The organism is Achromobacter mucicolens (assembly GCF_902859725.1).
Classification (GTDB): domain Bacteria; phylum Pseudomonadota; class Gammaproteobacteria; order Burkholderiales; family Burkholderiaceae_B; genus Achromobacter; species Achromobacter mucicolens.
Window position 1 is genome coordinate 120,215 of the sequence record NZ_CADIJP010000006.1, and the last position, 15,939, is coordinate 136,153.

General features: G+C 64.7%; 18 protein-coding genes. 12 read left to right on the forward strand and 6 right to left on the reverse strand.

Annotated elements, in window-relative coordinates; genetic code table 11:
* The first annotated feature begins 582 nt into the window (after positions 1–582).
* The 6 genes from HV786_RS09265 to cynS all read left to right on the forward strand — a co-directional run bounded on the left by HV786_RS09265 (position 583) and on the right by cynS (position 5,967).
* Positions 583–1,725 carry a sensor histidine kinase gene (locus HV786_RS09265; RefSeq protein ID WP_063954404.1) on the forward strand — a complete coding sequence of 381 codons (1,143 nt, stop codon included), beginning with the start codon at positions 583–585 and terminating at the stop codon, positions 1,723–1,725.
* Between the two features lie 13 nt (positions 1,726–1,738).
* On the forward strand, positions 1,739–2,377 hold the full coding sequence (locus tag HV786_RS09270) for a response regulator (protein WP_062842204.1): 639 nt from the start codon (positions 1,739–1,741) through the stop codon (positions 2,375–2,377).
* 133 nt (positions 2,378–2,510) lie between these two features.
* Positions 2,511–3,872 carry a CmpA/NrtA family ABC transporter substrate-binding protein gene (locus HV786_RS09275; RefSeq protein WP_175210590.1) on the forward strand — a complete coding sequence of 454 codons (1,362 nt, stop codon included), beginning with the start codon at positions 2,511–2,513 and terminating at the stop codon, positions 3,870–3,872.
* Entirely contained in the window at positions 3,872–4,714 is an 843-nt protein-coding gene (gene ntrB, locus HV786_RS09280; RefSeq protein WP_056323123.1) for a nitrate ABC transporter permease, read from the forward strand. Before HV786_RS09275 ends, ntrB begins: the two co-directional genes overlap by 1 nt.
* Before the next feature lie 5 nt (positions 4,715–4,719).
* Positions 4,720–5,514, forward strand: a complete 795-nt coding sequence (locus HV786_RS09285; protein WP_063954410.1) for an ABC transporter ATP-binding protein — start codon at positions 4,720–4,722, stop codon at positions 5,512–5,514.
* Between the two features lie 9 nt (positions 5,515–5,523).
* Positions 5,524–5,967 (forward strand): cyanase, encoded by a 444-nt coding sequence (gene cynS, locus HV786_RS09290; RefSeq protein WP_056324548.1) that lies wholly within the window; start codon positions 5,524–5,526, stop codon positions 5,965–5,967.
* Positions 5,968–6,000: 33 nt separating this feature from the next.
* On the opposite strand, the gene pdxK is transcribed toward cynS, so the two are convergent.
* From pdxK to HV786_RS09320, 6 genes are all read right to left on the reverse strand, one after another.
* Entirely contained in the window at positions 6,001–6,864 is an 864-nt protein-coding gene (gene pdxK, locus HV786_RS09295; RefSeq protein ID WP_128828197.1) for a pyridoxine/pyridoxal/pyridoxamine kinase, read from the reverse strand.
* Positions 6,861–7,271, reverse strand: coding sequence for a cupin domain-containing protein (locus tag HV786_RS09300; RefSeq protein WP_128828198.1), 411 nt, complete (start codon positions 7,269–7,271; stop codon positions 6,861–6,863). The genes pdxK and HV786_RS09300 overlap by 4 nt, the downstream gene beginning before the upstream one ends.
* A gap of 50 nt (positions 7,272–7,321) precedes the next feature.
* Positions 7,322–7,876, reverse strand: a complete 555-nt coding sequence (locus tag HV786_RS09305; RefSeq protein ID WP_056323110.1) for a helix-turn-helix domain-containing protein — start codon at positions 7,874–7,876, stop codon at positions 7,322–7,324.
* A 78-nt stretch (positions 7,877–7,954) separates the two neighbouring features.
* On the reverse strand, positions 7,955–8,737 hold the full coding sequence (locus HV786_RS09310; RefSeq protein WP_128828199.1) for an aldolase: 783 nt from the start codon (positions 8,735–8,737) through the stop codon (positions 7,955–7,957).
* Between the two features lie 10 nt (positions 8,738–8,747).
* Entirely contained in the window at positions 8,748–9,392 is a 645-nt protein-coding gene (locus tag HV786_RS09315) for a glutathione S-transferase family protein (protein ID WP_128828200.1), read from the reverse strand.
* 28 nt (positions 9,393–9,420) lie between these two features.
* Complete coding sequence (locus tag HV786_RS09320; protein ID WP_128828201.1) at positions 9,421–10,383, reverse strand: Bug family tripartite tricarboxylate transporter substrate binding protein; 963 nt, start codon at positions 10,381–10,383, stop codon at positions 9,421–9,423.
* 407 nt (positions 10,384–10,790) lie between these two features.
* Between HV786_RS09320 and HV786_RS09325 the strand changes: the two genes are divergently transcribed.
* The 6 genes from HV786_RS09325 to HV786_RS09350 all read left to right on the forward strand — a co-directional run bounded on the left by HV786_RS09325 (position 10,791) and on the right by HV786_RS09350 (position 15,861).
* Positions 10,791–11,201 carry a hypothetical protein gene (locus HV786_RS09325; protein WP_128828202.1) on the forward strand — a complete coding sequence of 137 codons (411 nt, stop codon included), beginning with the start codon at positions 10,791–10,793 and terminating at the stop codon, positions 11,199–11,201.
* Positions 11,202–11,378: 177 nt separating this feature from the next.
* A complete protein-coding gene (locus HV786_RS09330) occupies positions 11,379–12,542 on the forward strand; it encodes a hypothetical protein (RefSeq protein WP_128828203.1) in 1,164 nt (387 codons plus the stop codon).
* Positions 12,543–12,603: 61 nt separating this feature from the next.
* Positions 12,604–13,224 carry a hypothetical protein gene (locus HV786_RS09335; RefSeq protein WP_128828204.1) on the forward strand — a complete coding sequence of 207 codons (621 nt, stop codon included), beginning with the start codon at positions 12,604–12,606 and terminating at the stop codon, positions 13,222–13,224.
* A 103-nt stretch (positions 13,225–13,327) separates the two neighbouring features.
* On the forward strand, positions 13,328–13,663 hold the full coding sequence (locus HV786_RS09340) for a Rap1a/Tai family immunity protein (protein WP_252870113.1): 336 nt from the start codon (positions 13,328–13,330) through the stop codon (positions 13,661–13,663).
* Between the two features lie 194 nt (positions 13,664–13,857).
* Positions 13,858–15,195: a S41 family peptidase gene (locus HV786_RS09345; RefSeq protein WP_175210602.1), complete on the forward strand. Its 1,338-nt coding sequence runs from the start codon at positions 13,858–13,860 to the stop codon at positions 15,193–15,195.
* A gap of 39 nt (positions 15,196–15,234) precedes the next feature.
* Complete coding sequence (locus tag HV786_RS09350) at positions 15,235–15,861, forward strand: DUF6985 domain-containing protein (protein ID WP_218895206.1); 627 nt, start codon at positions 15,235–15,237, stop codon at positions 15,859–15,861.
* Positions 15,862–15,939: the final 78 nt, after the last annotated feature.

Sequence of the window (15,939 nt, forward strand, 5' to 3'; positions counted from 1 at the left end):
ACGGCAATTCAACGGGTGTCAGACACCTTGGTATTGCAATTCAACGCGTGCCAGACACCTCGATATCAAGCGCCGACGCAAGACACCCGAACGCCAGATAAGGCCGCCCGCGCGGCCGACATCTGGCAGCCCCGCAAGATCTTCCGAACCCGAACAGACCTGTAGAAAAAGGTCAAGCAAGCCACCCTCCCTAAAGGCCTCCCGACCTTTTACGACGCAGCCCGGCGCGGCGGCGGCCTGGGTGCGCGGGGCGTGTAGATGCGCCCGAGGGAATCGGAAGGCAGTCGCCGAAGGCGACAACGACGATGACGACGGGGAAGTCCGGAGCGAAGGCTCCGGACCGCAATCGTAGCCCCGCGCACCCAGGCCGCCGCCGTGCCGGGCGTCTCAAGAACCCGCACCAAACCCGCTCCAGACCCCGCAAGAACCACCAGAGAAAACCAACAAAGGGATTTCCCTCAATCCCCCCGAAACTCCAACCCCGTCCCGTAAACTCCGCCCCAAAGCGCACCCAAAAACACCGCGCACCAAGGGGATCCGGGCCGCTAGCCCCGGACAGATAAAGCACAAGCAAAGCCATTCATGTTCGCCGACCTGAAGCACCTCTCGCACCACGCCGCCTGGCGCCGCCAGCTTGAAATGCTGCTCGAATCCGCCGGCGAAGGCATCTACGGCATCGACCTGCGCGGCCGCTGCATCTTCATCAACAGCGCCGGCGCCGACATGCTCGGCTACACCCCCGATGAACTGGTAGGCCGCAACATGCACTACCTCATTCATCACTCCCACGCCAACCGCACCCTGATGCCCGTCCACGACTGCCGCATCTTCAAAGCCTTCCGCGACGGCCGTGGCGAACGCGCCGACGACGAAGTGCTCTGGCGCCGCGACGGCACCTGCTTTGACGCCCAGTACGCCTCATACCCCATCCGCAACGACCAGGAAGTCGTCGGCGCCGTCGTCACTTTCTCAGACATCACCGCCCGCAAACAGATCGAGCGCGAACTCCAAAGCACCCAGGCCTTGCTAGAACGCCGCGTCGGCGAACGCACCGCCGAACTCAGCGCCGCCCACGAATCCCTGCGCCGCCTGTCCTCGCACCTGAGCACCCTGCGCGAAGAAGAACGCGCCCACATCGCCCGCAACATCCACGACGATCTTGGCGCCTCATTCACCGCCCTGCAGCTCGACCTGAACTGGCTGCGCCGCCAGCTCAGCGCCGCGCCCGCCCTCCAGGCGCACCTTGACCGCATGCTAGAAGTTACCCAGACCGCCATGGGCGCCACCCGCCGCATCCTCAACGACCTGCGCCCCGTCGTCCTCGACCACCTTGGCCTCTGGGCCGCCCTCGAAGCCCTGCTGCAGGACCTGCAGACCCGCAGCGGCCTGCAATGCCGCTACCTTTGCCCCCCCGACACCGAAAGCCTGCGCCTGGACCGCAACGCCGAAATCGCCATCTACCGCATCGTCCAGGAACTGCTCACCAACGTACAGCGGCATGCCCGCGCCCGCAGCGTCAGCGTCAGCGCCGTCTGGGGCGCCGACGGCCTGGTGCTGACCGTCGAAGACGACGGCGTCGGCATGCAACTGCCCGAAGACCGCCACACCTTCGGCATCCTTGGCATGCGCGAGCGTGCCCGCGCCATTGGCGGCGATCTTGCACTGGACAGCGCCCCCGGCGCCGGCATGCGCGCCCGCCTGCGCCTGAACCCGCTGGCTGCTTGAAGGAAACCGCGCCATGCCCCTGAACCTGCTTATCGTCGACGACCACCTCATCATCCGCCGCGGCCTCGCCCGCATCCTTGAAGAAGATCCGCGCGTCGCCCTTGTCCATGAAGCCGCCGACGGCCCCGCCGCCCTGCGTGCCCTGCGCCAGGCCCACTACGACGCCATCGTCCTGGACGTCGCCCTTGGCGAGCGCGACGGGCTGGATGTGCTGAAAAGCGTGCGCGCCGACCATCCCGGTTTGGGCGTCGTCATGCTCTCCGTCTACCCCGAATCCCAGTTCGCCGTCCGCGCCCTGCGCGCCGGCGCCCATGCGTATCTGAACAAAGGGTGCGAGCCCGAAGAACTGCTTGCCGCCCTGACCAACGCCGCCGCCGGCAAGATGTACGTCACGCCCACTGTCGCCGAACTGCTCGCCCACACCGTGCGCCAGGACAGCTCCCGCCCGCCCCACGAATTGCTGTCCAACCGCGAATTCCAGGTTTTGCAGCTGCTGGTGGCCGGCCGCTCCGTCTCGGCCATTGGCGAACAGCTTGCCCTGTCCGTCAACACCATCTCCACCTACCGCAGCCGCATCTTCGAAAAGCTCAACGTCCGCACGCTGGTGGAATTGGTCGCCTACGCCAACACGCACCAGTTGGGTGCGATCTGAGCGACTGCCGCACTATCCCGGCGCAACCCGCGCACCACGTAGTAAGACCCCTACACGCGTATCGTTGAACCGGCGATACCGGCCGCCGCCGGCCAGCCCCATGATGGCTCCATTCCCGACCGAAGGAGCCACCATGTCCCTCTTCAGCAACCCGTTTGACGCCAACAGCCGCCTGGCATGCGGCTGCGGACGCCACGCCTCGCAAGCCGAACACGAGCGCGCCACGCAGGCCATCGCGCAGGGCGACGCCGCCGGCAGCGCCGTCGAACAGGCCGTCATGCGCGCCCTGTTCCCGCAGGATGCGCTGCGCCGCCGCTTCCTGCGCGCCGTCGGCAGCGGCACCGCCATGGCCGCCATCGCGTCGATCTTTCCGCTGGCCGCCGCCAAGGAAGCCTTCGCGCAGACCGCCGGCCCGCTGGAGAAACAAAAGCTCAAGGTCGGCTTCATCCCCATCACCTGCGCCACGCCCATCATCATGGCGCACCCCATGGGCTTTTACGGCAAACAGGGCCTGGACGTCGAAGTCGTCAAGACCGCCGGCTGGGCGCTCATCCGCGACAAGGCCATGTCCGGCGAGTATGACGCCGCCCACATGCTGTCGCCCATGCCGCTCGCCATCTCGATGGGCGTCGGCGCCAGCCGCGCCGTGCCGTGGACCATGCCCGCCGTCGAGAACATCAACGGCCAGGCCATCACGCTGTCCATGAAGCACAAGGACCGGCGCGACCCGAAGGACTGGAAGGGCTTCAAGTTCGCCGTCCCCTTCGACTACTCCATGCACAACTACCTGTTGCGCTACTACCTCGCCGAACACGGCCTGGATCCCGACACCGACGTGCAGATCCGCTCCGTGCCGCCCCCCGAAATGGTGGCCAATCTGCGCGCCGACAACATCGACGGCTTCCTCGCGCCCGACCCCGTCAACCAGCGTGCCGTGTACGACGGCGTGGGCTTCATCCACACCTTGTCCAAGGCCATCTGGGACGGCCACCCCTGCTGCGCCTTCTCCGCCAGCAAGGAGTTCGTCACCACCATGCCCAACACCTACCAGGCCCTGCTGAAAGCCATCATCGAGGCCACCGCCTACGCCCGCAATCCGGCCAACCGCAAGGAAATCGCCACCGCCATCGCCGCGCCCAACTACCTGAACCAGCCCGTCACGGTGGTAGAACAGGTGCTGACCGGCACCTACGCCGACGGCCTGGGCAAGGTGCTGACCGACCCCAACCGGATCGACTTCGATCCCATGCCCTGGCAGTCGTTCGCCGTGTGGATCCTGACGCAGATGAAGCGCTGGGGCCAGGTCAAGGGCGACGTCGATTATCAGAAGGTCGCAAGCGACGTGTTCCTGGCGACCGACGCCGTGCGCCTGATGCGCGAAGCGGGCCTCACCCCGCCCGCGGAAACCGGCAAGACCTTCAGCGTCATGGGCAAGCCCTTCGACCCCAGCCAGCCCGAGGCTTACCTCGCCAGCTTCAAGATCCGGAGGACCTGATGGGGTCGGTGCAACACTGGCGGGCCACGTTCCTGTCCATCGCCCTGTTCCTGGCGTTCCTGCTGCTCTGGCACGCCGCCACCCGCCCCGATGCGGGCGAGGCGACGGTGGACCCGGCCTATGCGGCGCTGGTCGGCAATGCCGCGGCCAGCGGCTCCAAGACGCCGTTCCCCGGTCCCGCCGAAGTCGGCGCACAGCTGTGGCAGCACCTGAAGGATCCCTTCTACGACCGCGGACCGAACGACAAAGGCATCGGGATCCAGCTCGGCTACTCCGTGGCGCGGGTGCTGACGGGCTTTGGCCTGGCCGCGCTGGTGGCCATACCACTAGGATTTTTGATCGGCATGTCGCGCACGGTGTACCGCGCGTTCGACCCGTTCATCCAGGTGCTCAAGCCGATCTCGCCCTTGGCGTGGATGCCGTTGGCGCTCTACACCATCAAGGACGCCAACACCTCGGCCGTCTTCGTGATCTTCATCTGCTCGCTATGGCCCATGCTGGTGAACACCGCGTTCGGCGTGGGCGCCGTGCGGCAGGACTGGCTGAACGTGGCGCGCACGCTGGAAGTGTCGCGGCTGCGCACCGCGCTGCAGGTCATCCTGCCCGCCGCCGCGCCCACCATCATGACCGGCATGCGCATCTCGGTCGGCATCGCGTGGCTGGTGATCGTGGCCGCCGAAATGCTGATCGGCGGCACCGGCATCGGCTACTTCGTCTGGAACGAATGGAACAACCTGTCCATCTCCAACATCATCTGCGCCATCGTCTTCATTGGCCTGATCGGCATGCTGCTGGACAACCTGCTGGCGCGCGCCGCGCGGCTGGTGAGCTACCGGGAGTAACGCGCATGAGCCAATCTTTTCTGCAGGTCCAAGGGCTGGGCAAGCGCTACCCAGGGCGCGATGGCCGTCCGCAACCGCCCGTTTTCGAGAACATCGATTTCCAGATCGACAAGGGCCAGTTCGTCTGCGTCATCGGCCACTCCGGCTGCGGCAAGACCACCATCCTGAACGTGCTGGCCGGCATCGACGACAGCAACGAAGGCATCGTCATCATGGACGGCCGCCAGATTTCGGGGCCGTCGCTGGAACGCGGCGTCGTGTTCCAGGCGCACGCGCTCTTGCCGTGGCTGACGGCGCTGCAAAACGTGGAATTCGGCGTGCGCTCGCGCTGGCCCGCCTACAGCCGCGAACAGGTGCGCGCGCACAGCCAGCGTTACCTCGACATGGTGGGGCTGGGTCACGCCGCCGGCAAGAAGCCCTGCGAACTGTCCGGCGGCATGAAGCAGCGCGTGGGCATCGCCCGCGCCTTTGCGATCCAGCCCAAGATGCTGCTGCTGGACGAACCTTTTGGCGCACTGGACGCGCTGACCCGCGGCGCCATCCAGGACGAGCTGCGCGCCATCGTCCAGGAAACCCGCCAGACCGTCTTCATGATCACGCACGATGTCGACGAGGCCATCCTGCTGTCGGACCGCATCCTGCTCATGAGCGCCGGTCCCTACGCCCGCATCGCCGAATCCGTCACCGTGGACCTGCCGCGCGACCGCACGCGCGCCAGTCTGCATCACGAACCCCGCTATTACGACATCCGAAACCATCTCGTCGACTTCCTGGTCGACAAGGCCATCCACAAGGAGTGAACCACCATGATGTCCCGCGCTGAAGTCACCGAACTCGTCGTCACCCGCAAGCTGGAAAAAAAGCTCTCGTGGGGCGCCATCGCCGAAGCCGTCGGCCAGAGCAAGGAATGGACCACCGCCGCGCTGCTGGGCCAGATGACCATGACCGAGGAACAGGCGCAGGCCGCCGCACGCGTGCTGGACCTGCCCGCTGACGCCGTCGTGCAGCTGCAGGTCGTGCCCTACAAGGGCTCGCTGCCCAGCACCGTGCCCACCGACCCGCTGATCTACCGCTTCTATGAACTGATCAACGTCTACGGCACCACGTTCAAGGCGCTGATCAATGAAGAGTTTGGCGACGGCATCATGAGCGCCATCGACTTCAAGATGGACCTGTCGCGCGAGGCCGACCCCAAGGGCGACCGCGTGCAGATCGTGATGAGCGGCAAGTTCCTGCCGTACAAGACGTACTGAAGGCGCGCCAGGCGGGGCGCGCCCCGCCCGCGGCTAGCCCTCGGCGGCCAGTTCTTCCCAGCCCAGTTCGCGGGTGCGCTGCAGCGTCACCGTGACCTGGGCCGCCGCTTCGCGCACCGCCTGAACCAGTGTCAGGCCGTTCAGCAATCGCGACGACACCCCCGCCATGAACACGTCGCCCGTGCCATGCACCGACGGCGGAATGGCGATCTCGGGGTGAGTCACCACCGTCACGTCGTCCTGCGTGACCACCACCAATTGCAACGTGCCGGGCGCCGCCGTCATCGGCGCGGCGCTGGTCGCGACGATCCACTGCGGCCCGCGCGCGATCAACTCGCGGGCGGCGGTCACCACTTCGTCGACCGACGACAGCGGGCGGCCCACCAGCAATTCCAGCTCGAAATGATTGGGCGTCATGCCCTCGGCCAGCGGCACCAGGAGATCGCGATACTGCGCGACCAGCCCCTCGTCCACGTAGAGCCCGTCATTGCGGTCGCCCATCACCGGGTCGATGAACACCCGCAGCTCAGGACGCGAGGCCCGCACGGCCGACAGCCATCGCGCCAGCAATCCGGCCTGCCCCGGCTGCCCCAGATATCCGCAGACCACCGCGCGCGCCACCTGGCTCACGCGCCGCTCATTCAATCCTTGCAGCAAGCCCTCGAACCAATCCAGCGGCACCGCCCCGCCGTGCAGCGTGGGATAGTGCGGCGTATTGCTGAGGATGACGGTGGGCAGCGCAATCGCGCGCAATCCCGCCTTGCGGAACACCGGCATGGCGGCGTTGTTGCCGACATAGCCGTAGACGACCTGGGACTGGATCGAAACGACATCCACCTGCGCGGTGCGGGCGGGCAGCGCTGCGCCCGGCGTGGGGGCAGCGGGAATTGCGGTCATGAGGATTGCTCCGGGGTGTGATCGGGGTGTAGAAGAGCGGGGCAGCCCATGCGGGTGATGAAATAGATCTTCTTGACGAAGTGGTCGACTTCCCAGCGGCCCGTATAGCCTTCCGGCATGACAAAGGCTTCGCCCACGGTCAGCTCGTGCACCGTGCCGTCCGGGTCCACCAGACGCGCGGCGCCTTCGACGATATAGCCGAATTCGATGTAGCCGGTGGTGTTGGACTGGAACGAGCCCGCCGTGCTTTCCCACACGCCGGCCTCGGCCTTGCCCGCGTTGCCTTCAAAGGCGGTCACGGTACGAAACGCGGCATCGCCCGAAATCGGGCGGCGCGGCTTGCCGGGCACCGGGTTCTTCATCGGGCCGGCATCGATGCGGACAAGCCGCGATTGATCGTTTTTCATGGTTGATCCTGTGTCATTCAATAGCGAATCAGCGCGCCGGCCCCGGGCGTTCAGTGCGCCGCCACCACCAGCACTTCGGCCATGGCCCGGCTGACGGTGCGCATGCGATGCGGCAATTCTGAGTCGAAATAGACGGAATCGCCGGTCTCCAGGCGGAACTGGCGTTCGCCCACGTGGACCTCGATGGCGCCCTTGAGCACCAGCAGGAATTCCTCGCCCGGATGCGGAAACACCGCGGCGGCGTCCGGAAATTCGCGCGGCGGATGCACCACGAAAGGCTCCATCGCCTTGACCTTGCGCCGCCCCGCCAGCGACTCGTAATGGTACTCGCTGCCCAGGCCGCGCCGCTGCAGGGCCTCCCGGTCGGCCACCCGCACCACGCTGACCACTTCGTCTTGCGCGGCGCCATCGTCCCCGACCAATTGGGATACGCCCACGCCATAGGCCTCGGCCAGGCGCAGCACCGTGGAAATGGACGGCTCGCTCAGGCCCCGCTCCAGCTTGGAGAGATAGCTTTTGGTCAATCCCGTGCGCTGCGCCAGCTGTTCCAGGGACAGGGTTTGCTGGCGGCGCAAGGTGCGTAGGCGGTGCGGCAGGTCGATCATGGGCAGGGAATGCGCAAATACAACCGGCAAGAATGCCCCAAAAGCCCGCCGCCGTCGAGCCGCCCCGCCCTGCTTCGCCTAGCTCAGCGCATCCGGATGCGCCCGCAGGGCGCGGCGCGCGTAGTACGAGAACCCCACCTGCGACCGCTTGGGCGTCAGAATCCAGTCGTGCGCCTCGCGGCCCAACTCCGGCGGAATCGGCTGGATCTTGCCCGCGGCCATCGCCAGCAGCTGCATGCGGGCGGCACGCTCGAACTGCAGCGCCAGCACGCAGGCTTCTTCCACCGACCCGGCCGCAATCAGCATGCCGTGATGCGACAGCAGGATGGCGCGCTTGGAACCCAGCGCCTTGGAAATGATCTCGCCTTCCTCGTTGCCCACCGGCACACCGGGCCAGTCCTTCAGGAACGCCACGTCGCCGTAGAGCGGGCAGTTGTCCATGTGCGAGACCTCAAGCGGAACCTCCAGCATCGACAGCGACGCCACGTGCAGCGGATGCGTGTGGATGATGCAGTTCACGTCGGGCCGCGCGCGGTAAATCCACGAATGAAAGCGGTTTGCCGGATTGGGCATGCCGCCGCCTTCCTGCACGCGCAGGTCTTCGTCCACCAGCAGCAGGTTGCTTGCCGTGATCTCATCGAAGCCCAACCCCAAACGCTGCGTGAAATAGCGGTCGGGCGCGTCGGCGCGTGCCGTAATCTGGCCCGCCAGGCCCGAATCATGCCCGCCGTCAAAGAGGATGCGGCAGGTCAGCGCCAGCCGCTCGCGCAAGGTCCATTGCGGGGTGTCGAACTGACGCTGCATCTCGGCCTGCGCGCGCGCAATCAGTTCGTCCTTTCCCAGGTGCATCGTATCGGCCATCATGTCTCCGTCATGCCGTTTCCATCAACGGCGTAAATCCCGGCAAGGCCCGCATGCGAGCCAGCCAGGCAGTGATGTTCGCAAAGCCGGACAGGTCGTAACCGCCCTCGCCCGCCATGCTCGTGTATGGGTACAGCGCGATGTCCGCGATGGTGGGCGAGGCGCCCACCAAAAACTCGCGGCCAGCCAAGTGGCTATCCATCAGCGCGGCGGCCTTCATGCCCGCCGCGCGCCACGCCACCATGTCAGGATCATCCGTCTTGGCGGTCTGGCGCAGGTGGATCAAGAGGCGCGGCTGCGCGAACTCGTGCATGTGCTGGGTCTGCTCGAAACTCAACCAGCTCGACACCTGCGCCTGCGCCAGCCGGTCCTCGGGCAGCCACGACGTGCCCATGCCCAGATACCACAGGATCGCCTGCGACTCCGCCAGCCACTGCCCTTCCGGTGTCAACAGCGCCGGCACCTGCCGCCACGGATTGATGCGCGCGAAGGCCTCGGTTTCCAGGTCGCCCTGAACGATGTCGAACGTGCGCCGCTTGACCGGCAGGCCCATCAGCCCGCAGGCCAGCCGGATCTTCCATGCGTTGCCCGACCGCAGCGTATCGGCCAGTTCCAGCGGCTTGCCCGCCAGCGGGTGGGACGCCCCGGTATTCATGCGTAGCTCCTTTCCATATGCGTATTTCCTAATCCATCTTGATATTGGCGCGCTTCACGATCTCGGCCCACTTGGTCTTTTCGCCGCCGATGAAGCGCTGATATTCCTCGGGTGTACCCGAATAAAGCTGCGTGCCCTGCGCCGCCAGCCGTTCCTTCAAGTCGGGCGAGGCCAGCGTCTTCTGCAAGGCCGCACTCAGCGCGGCCACCACATCCGGCGGCGTGCCGGCGGGTGCGAAGAACGCATTCCACGAACTGATCTGCAGACCCGCATCGCCCGCCTCGATGCTGGTTGGCACCGCGGGCGCAGACGGCAGCCGGTTGTCCGACGCCACCGCCAGCGCCCGCAACTTGCCCGACGTAACGTGCGGCATGATGACCGGACTGGCGTCCATCACCACATCCACCTGCTCGCCGATCGCGGCATTCACGGCCTCGCTGCCGCTCTTGAACGGCACATGCACAATGTCCACGCCGGCCGTCAGCTTCAGGAGCTCCAGGCCCAGGTGCGGCGAACTGGCGTTGCCAGCCGAGCCGAAATTCAGCTTGGCGGGATTGGCCTTGGCATACTTGACGAACTCGGCGAACGACGCGGCGGGCAAACCCGCACGCACGGCCAGCAAATAGGGCGACCCGGACACCATCCCCACCGGCGCAAACTTGTCCGCGTCATAACTGAGTTTGGCGTAGATCAGCGGGTTCACGACCTGCGTGCCCACCGTCCCCATGAATATCGTGTACCCGTCGGCCGGGGCCGTCGCCGCCACCTGCGCCGCGATCACGCCCCCCGCACCTGGCCGGTTCTCGATCACGACCCCCTGCCCCAACACGTCCCCCATTCCCTTGCCCACCTGCCGCGCCACGATATCCGTGATGCCGCCGGCGCCAAACGGCACCACCAGCCGGATCGACCGCTCTGGAAACGCCGCCTGCGCGTGTCCCGCCAATCCCGCCGTCAACGCCAATGCTGCCACCATGCCCAAGACCTTCATGCCATTCCCCTTGTATGCGCCGTCGCGGCGCTATGACACAAAGTGTCCTATAGAGCATTGATTTTCCGCAAGGGAAATTTGATTAGGGGAAACCTGGAGCGGGGGGAATGGCGTTCGGCTTTTGGCTTTGCCTAGTAACGCCAGCCATGGCGCGGGCGACTTCTCGTTCTTTGCGAACGGAGAGCTTGCAGTTGTAGAAGGCCAACTTCGCGAAAGGCGCGATTAAATTTGCGCAACAGTCTAAGCCCGCGGATTCGGGGGATGCGCATACGGGCATTTCGGAGGGGGCACGGACATCTCGAGGCGCTCGGCTTTACCTTGGGAGCTGTACGAGAGGAAGGCCGTGCCTTGCATGGAAAGGCCCGGTGCCCCTGTAGTCAGTGGCCGCGTTCGGCCAGAAGCGGACATTGCCTGATATCGTCACGGAAGTTCAACGACAAAATGCGAAAAGGACTTGTATGAGTAATCCGTGGTGCTATCTGCTGCGAAGATATGGCGAGGAAGTAGAGATGCCAACGCATGATGAGATCTCGGCAGCAGTAAAAGAGCTATACGAAGAGAACTTGCCGGGCATGACTGAGGGAGACTATGACGAGCACGGCGATGGTTCGCTAACATATGGCTATGACGAAGGGCCCATGTACGAGATTCAAATTACACGTAGTGGGATTGCACGCTTGAACGAGTGGGCCGATCAAGATTATGGGACCGAATTGTGCCCAATGAGAGAGATTGAAGCGCTTCCACAAGAGAAAGCAGTCCGATTATGGGAGCTCCTGGCCGCTGGAAAGATAGAGGTTGTTCGCTCCTACTTCTAAACGGCTAAACGTCCGTTACGGGTCGGAAGCAGACGGCCACCAAGTCTGCAACCGCCCAGAAGCATACGGTAGGAAACGGCAGCTTCACGCCTTCTTTGATAGCGCCCCCAGCGTCGGCGATAAGCGACGGTACCACCTGGATCATTACCGCCCAGAAGGTCAAATCGAGGGACGCAAGTGAGCACCAAGAAACCCAATCTTTGCCTTGTCAACACGATCTTCACGGTGCCAATTTTGGCGCTGACTACCATGGGATCGGCTTTCGCTCTAGGTAATGACGCATCGCCTGATGGCGGACCACGGGTAACCCGGCAGTTCGATTTTTCAGCGCCCGCTTTGAATTTCGAAAGCAGCGTTCCACGAGATGCGAAGGTGCAGACGGCGCCGATGGAACCCAATCCGCCGGACACCATCGGCAACGTGAAGGTAATTGGAAAAATCACGTCGGATAAAAACAATCCGGAGATCGAGACCAGCATTTTGGGCTACAACCTGCCGGCACCCGCCACGGCATGGCGACTCTGCACTTTCGAAGTGGAAGCACTCGGGTATGTACCACGAATCTCCAAAAGCTCGGACGACCTGACAGAAGTGGGACTTCTGTCCCAGAAAGCCGACAACGGGAAGCCGAAGAGCGCCGCTATCAGTTATTGCTTTGTCCGCGAAAAACAGGCGGTGGGCGTTTTCTTCATCGTCGACGTGAGCCGTGCCGCCAGCATGGATGCCGCGAACAACCTGGTGCATGAAGCCGATCAATACGCCACGGCGCTCATTGACAGTCTTTCGTGGGCCAACGGGCAGCAATCGAGTTTCGGACGGGAGATGCAGGATATCCCGCTTCGTATCGGCAACGTGGAACACCGGATTCGCATCCCGGATGGATGGGACATTCCCATCAACGATTTTCACGGAGCACTTCCCGCCGAGCTGCACATGGTCAGGCGTAAGAACGGAAAGGATGTCGGATTGGTCTGGCTATTCGTTCAGAACATGAAGGAGAAACCCGACCTTGAAACAGCCGGCGCCACGCTCGTGAAGGATTACTTCGTCAAGCAGACATCCGACGCGCAGCCTCCCGTGCTGGTGTCGAGCGAAGAGGATAGTGCGTTGGCGGACCAGGGGTTCGCCGCGCGCACCTTCCGGTTTTCCGTCGAAGACAAGAAGGGCCGCGACGCGGGCGACATCGAGGCACTGGTCGCATGGAAGCATGGCCAGCTTTCCGTGCTGACGCTGTGGTCCGCGTGGACAGCTTCCGCCGATAGAAACACCTTCTTCTCGCGACTCCCGGGCCTGTCGGTCTACGACATCCTGCGGCAGGCCGTGGTGAAGACGCAACCGTAGAATTTGCACCGTCATTTTGATAAAAGCAAAGTTGCTGAGAACCTGACGATCGATAGCTGCCATGTCCGAACCCTACTCCGCCTTTCTCAAACTCCAAATATCCCGCGAGAATCTATCCCGATGGCTCGCTGCCCCTGTGCCTGCGGCATCAAGATGGTCGGATTGGCGCACCATTGGCGGGCAGTGGCATCTGTCGGAAGGCAAGGATTTGGCTGCCTCCAGCGACCAGGATTTGGGCAAGCTTGTTTCGGAATGCGACGCCATGCTGGCTCGCCATTCGGACAATCGCGCGGCGCTGCGGGCCATCATGCAATCCGCCGAGGCCGACAACATCAAGGTTGCGGCCTACGATTCTTCGGACACGCACTTCGTTGCGGGATCGCTGACCTATTCCGAAAATCTCTACGACCTCATCGTTTTTCTGACGGTAGCGCGAGGCGCGGCCGATTTTCTCGAGGCAGAGGGTCGAGGCCTTGCGGTGGTTCACGATTACATCTGGGGCGAGGAAGGCGAACGGGAAACCGTTGCTGCGCTTGGACTGGCCGGAAAAGGCGGATCCGAGTTTCTGGCTTCCGATGCGTTCGGTCATGCCGCGGGCGCATTCGAGGGGATGGTAGACGCGATGCTGGACGGCAAAGACGACGCCAAGTTCCACCCGCGAGATCAACTCGACCGTCTTTGAGACCAGGCCTGCGATATCCGTAGAAAAACAGAAGGTACATGACAGGCCCCACCGCGCGGGCCAAAGGGTAAAGATGTCAATGAGACGCGTAGCACTGGTTGTCATGCTGTCTGCCTGCGCGATCAGCCAGGCGCAGGAAGCCCGGACCTGGCACTTTACCGGTGTCGAGCTGGCTGCGGCCCTGGAAGGTCGGATGCCCTCGGCGCTTCACGACGCATCACTTCGCCGCCAATTCTCTTCCGCCTATGCACAGGCCTACGTGGCAGGGATCGCGGACCAGACACAAGGCGCGCTCTGGTGCAGCCCGACCGGCGTCCTGCCCCACGAATTGAAGGACAGGGTATACAGCTACTTGACCAAGCTGCCAGCCAGCCGGCTCGAAGAGAATGCCGGCCCGTTGGTCAGCGAGGCACTCCATCAGTCTTTCGCTTGCCGGTAGGATCGCGCAGGATGACGAAACTTTTCTTTGCCTTTTGGGCTGGAGCGTTCCGGACCGACCTCGTCTGCGCGCCCTTACTATCTCCGCCTTCGAGCGGGACGGGGCCAGCGCCCGCGAAAAAGCAGGCATCGATCGCCGGACGCGGGCGTGCGCTGCGACAATCGCTTTGCGCCCTGCTGTGGGCGTGCACGATCGTGCACGCGTCTGCCGCGGCCATGACGCGCCAGGAGATCGAAGCCACGCTCGCATCTGCCATGACTCAGGTTGTAAACCAGTACGTTGATCCCCTGGATTCACGTGTACTCGTGGTGAACGGCCTGAGCGCGCTCAAGGCGCTGCCAGGCGCTGAAGATCCATCCCGCAAGGCCGCGATCGACCAGGCCGTCCTGACCGGGCATCAGACGGAAGGCATGACACCCCAGATCCGCATCCTGACCGGCGAAATCCTGCGTTTTGCCGACGGCACACCGCGCGAGATGGCGCTGGACGCGGCCCTGCGCGGCATGATGGCGGGTCTGGACCCCTACAGCCGCGTCGCAACGCGCGCTGAACTGGCAGCCCCGCCGGCATCCGTCGGCCTGGAGTTGTCGATCCGGGACGGTGCCCTGACCGTCGTGCGGCCCCTGCCCGGCAGCCCGGGCGAACGCGCCGGCGTCCAGTCCGGCGACATCGTGACCCACGTGGAGGGCCGTGCCACCGCGGGCCTGCCCTTGCCAGAAGCCGTCGCATTGCTGCGCGGCACGGCAGGCACCCGCACCACGCTCACACTGCGCCGGCCGGGCTCGGCCAGCGCGATCACGGCGCAGCCCGTGCGTGGACCTGTACAGGCGCCTCCCACGGTGCGTTGGGACCTGGATGGCGCGATTGCGGTGATCCGGATCTCCGCTTTCGACAGTCGGACGGGCCGCCAGTTGAAAGACGCGCTCGACGCAGCGTCCGCGCATGCCGAAGCGCCGCTGGCGGGACTGGTGCTGGACCTGCGCGGCAACGCCGGCGGGCTGCTCGACGCCGCCGAACTGGTCGCCGGCGTGGTGCTGCCCGAAGGATCCGAGATTGGCAGCCTGCGCGGTCGCACGCCGGACAATGCGCGCACCTTGCGCGCCCGCGCCCCCCTCGTTCAGCAGGGGGTTCCGGTGGTGGTGCTCGTTGATCACCGCACGGGCGCCGGCGCCGAGATCGTGGCGGCCGCGCTGCAGGACCACGGCCGGGCCTTGCTGATCGGCACGGCAACCCTGGGCGCGGGCACGATCCAGACCGTGCGGTCCCTGCCCGGCAACCAGGGCGCGTTGGTGATCACCACCGCCCGCGTCCACCGCGCCGATGGCGCCCGGCTGGACTCGGTGGGGGTAGCGCCGGACATGCTTCTGGACAAGACCGGCCGGCGGGTCACACTGCGCACCGACATTGCGGCCGATTTCAACAGCGCTTTGGCGCAAAAGGTGCGCACGGCGGTGGCATCTGCGCCTGACGGTGCCGACACGGCGTTGCTCGCGGCGCTGACTGCCCTGACGGCGGCCACGACCGGCGATTGAAGCTGGCGTCGCCTCAACAAAGATCCAAGGAGCGATTCAATGAATACCGGCCAGATTCCATCAGATTATGTGCCGCTTTCGGTAACGGGACTGCCTACGCTCTATGGGCCGAAAAGCGCGTGGTGCGTCTGGATCACCGCGTTGCCACTGCCCGCAACGTCGCGATTGCGCGGCGCCGATGCCCTTCCCGCTTCAAAGGGCTACGCGCGCGACGATGCGATCGCACAAGCCGGGGAGGTCATCGCTTTCTTTGAAAATGACGATGGCTCCGGCGAAGCGCCGGCGTCAACGATGATCGAAGCGGCGCGCTGGCTGCTGGACCATGACGAGGAGTTCTACCAGTCGGTGATGAAGGCGATGCTGGCGGATCTGCCGCGCCTGCGCGCCGAGCAGGATGGCGTCGTTCTGGACGATGATGCCTTCCGGTTGCCGCAGCACTGGGATGGCCAAGCCTTGCGGAAACTGATCCGTCTGAACAGCATCACCCTCCACCCGGTCGCTGGCGCGCCTTATATCGGCCTGGACTTCCGCTGCGCCTGGGAGGAGGAGCACGGTTACGGATTGATGATGGCCGGCACCACCGTCATCGAGTCTGGAGGGGCCGACGTCGGCACCTTGTCATGGATTGCGGCGCGGCACGCGAAGTCCCGGGGCTCGGAACCATAGCGCCGTGCAAGGAATGATCAATTGAGTCCGCAGCCCATCGCCAACCGATGTCGCCACCAGCAATGCGGGTTGCGAGCC

What these genes read in the sequence shown, in the direction of transcription:
- HV786_RS09265 (WP_063954404.1), top strand. Translation starts at nt 583, where the DNA reads ATGTTCGCCGACCTGAAGCACCTCTCGCACCACGCCGCCTGGCGCCGC.
- HV786_RS09270 (WP_062842204.1), top strand. Translation starts at nt 1,739, where the DNA reads ATGCCCCTGAACCTGCTTATCGTCGACGACCACCTCATCATCCGCCGC.
- HV786_RS09275 (WP_175210590.1), top strand. Translation starts at nt 2,511, where the DNA reads ATGTCCCTCTTCAGCAACCCGTTTGACGCCAACAGCCGCCTGGCATGC.
- ntrB (WP_056323123.1), top strand. Translation starts at nt 3,872, where the DNA reads ATGGGGTCGGTGCAACACTGGCGGGCCACGTTCCTGTCCATCGCCCTG.
- HV786_RS09285 (WP_063954410.1), top strand. Translation starts at nt 4,720, where the DNA reads ATGAGCCAATCTTTTCTGCAGGTCCAAGGGCTGGGCAAGCGCTACCCA.
- cynS (WP_056324548.1), top strand. Translation starts at nt 5,524, where the DNA reads ATGTCCCGCGCTGAAGTCACCGAACTCGTCGTCACCCGCAAGCTGGAA.
- pdxK (WP_128828197.1), bottom strand. Translation starts at nt 6,864, where the DNA reads ATGACCGCAATTCCCGCTGCCCCCACGCCGGGCGCAGCGCTGCCCGCC.
- HV786_RS09300 (WP_128828198.1), bottom strand. Translation starts at nt 7,271, where the DNA reads ATGAAAAACGATCAATCGCGGCTTGTCCGCATCGATGCCGGCCCGATG.
- HV786_RS09305 (WP_056323110.1), bottom strand. Translation starts at nt 7,876, where the DNA reads ATGATCGACCTGCCGCACCGCCTACGCACCTTGCGCCGCCAGCAAACC.
- HV786_RS09310 (WP_128828199.1), bottom strand. Translation starts at nt 8,737, where the DNA reads ATGGCCGATACGATGCACCTGGGAAAGGACGAACTGATTGCGCGCGCG.
- HV786_RS09315 (WP_128828200.1), bottom strand. Translation starts at nt 9,392, where the DNA reads ATGAATACCGGGGCGTCCCACCCGCTGGCGGGCAAGCCGCTGGAACTG.
- HV786_RS09320 (WP_128828201.1), bottom strand. Translation starts at nt 10,383, where the DNA reads ATGAAGGTCTTGGGCATGGTGGCAGCATTGGCGTTGACGGCGGGATTG.
- HV786_RS09335 (WP_128828204.1), top strand. Translation starts at nt 12,604, where the DNA reads ATGTCCGAACCCTACTCCGCCTTTCTCAAACTCCAAATATCCCGCGAG.
- HV786_RS09340 (WP_252870113.1), top strand. Translation starts at nt 13,328, where the DNA reads ATGCTGTCTGCCTGCGCGATCAGCCAGGCGCAGGAAGCCCGGACCTGG.
- HV786_RS09350 (WP_218895206.1), top strand. Translation starts at nt 15,235, where the DNA reads ATGAATACCGGCCAGATTCCATCAGATTATGTGCCGCTTTCGGTAACG.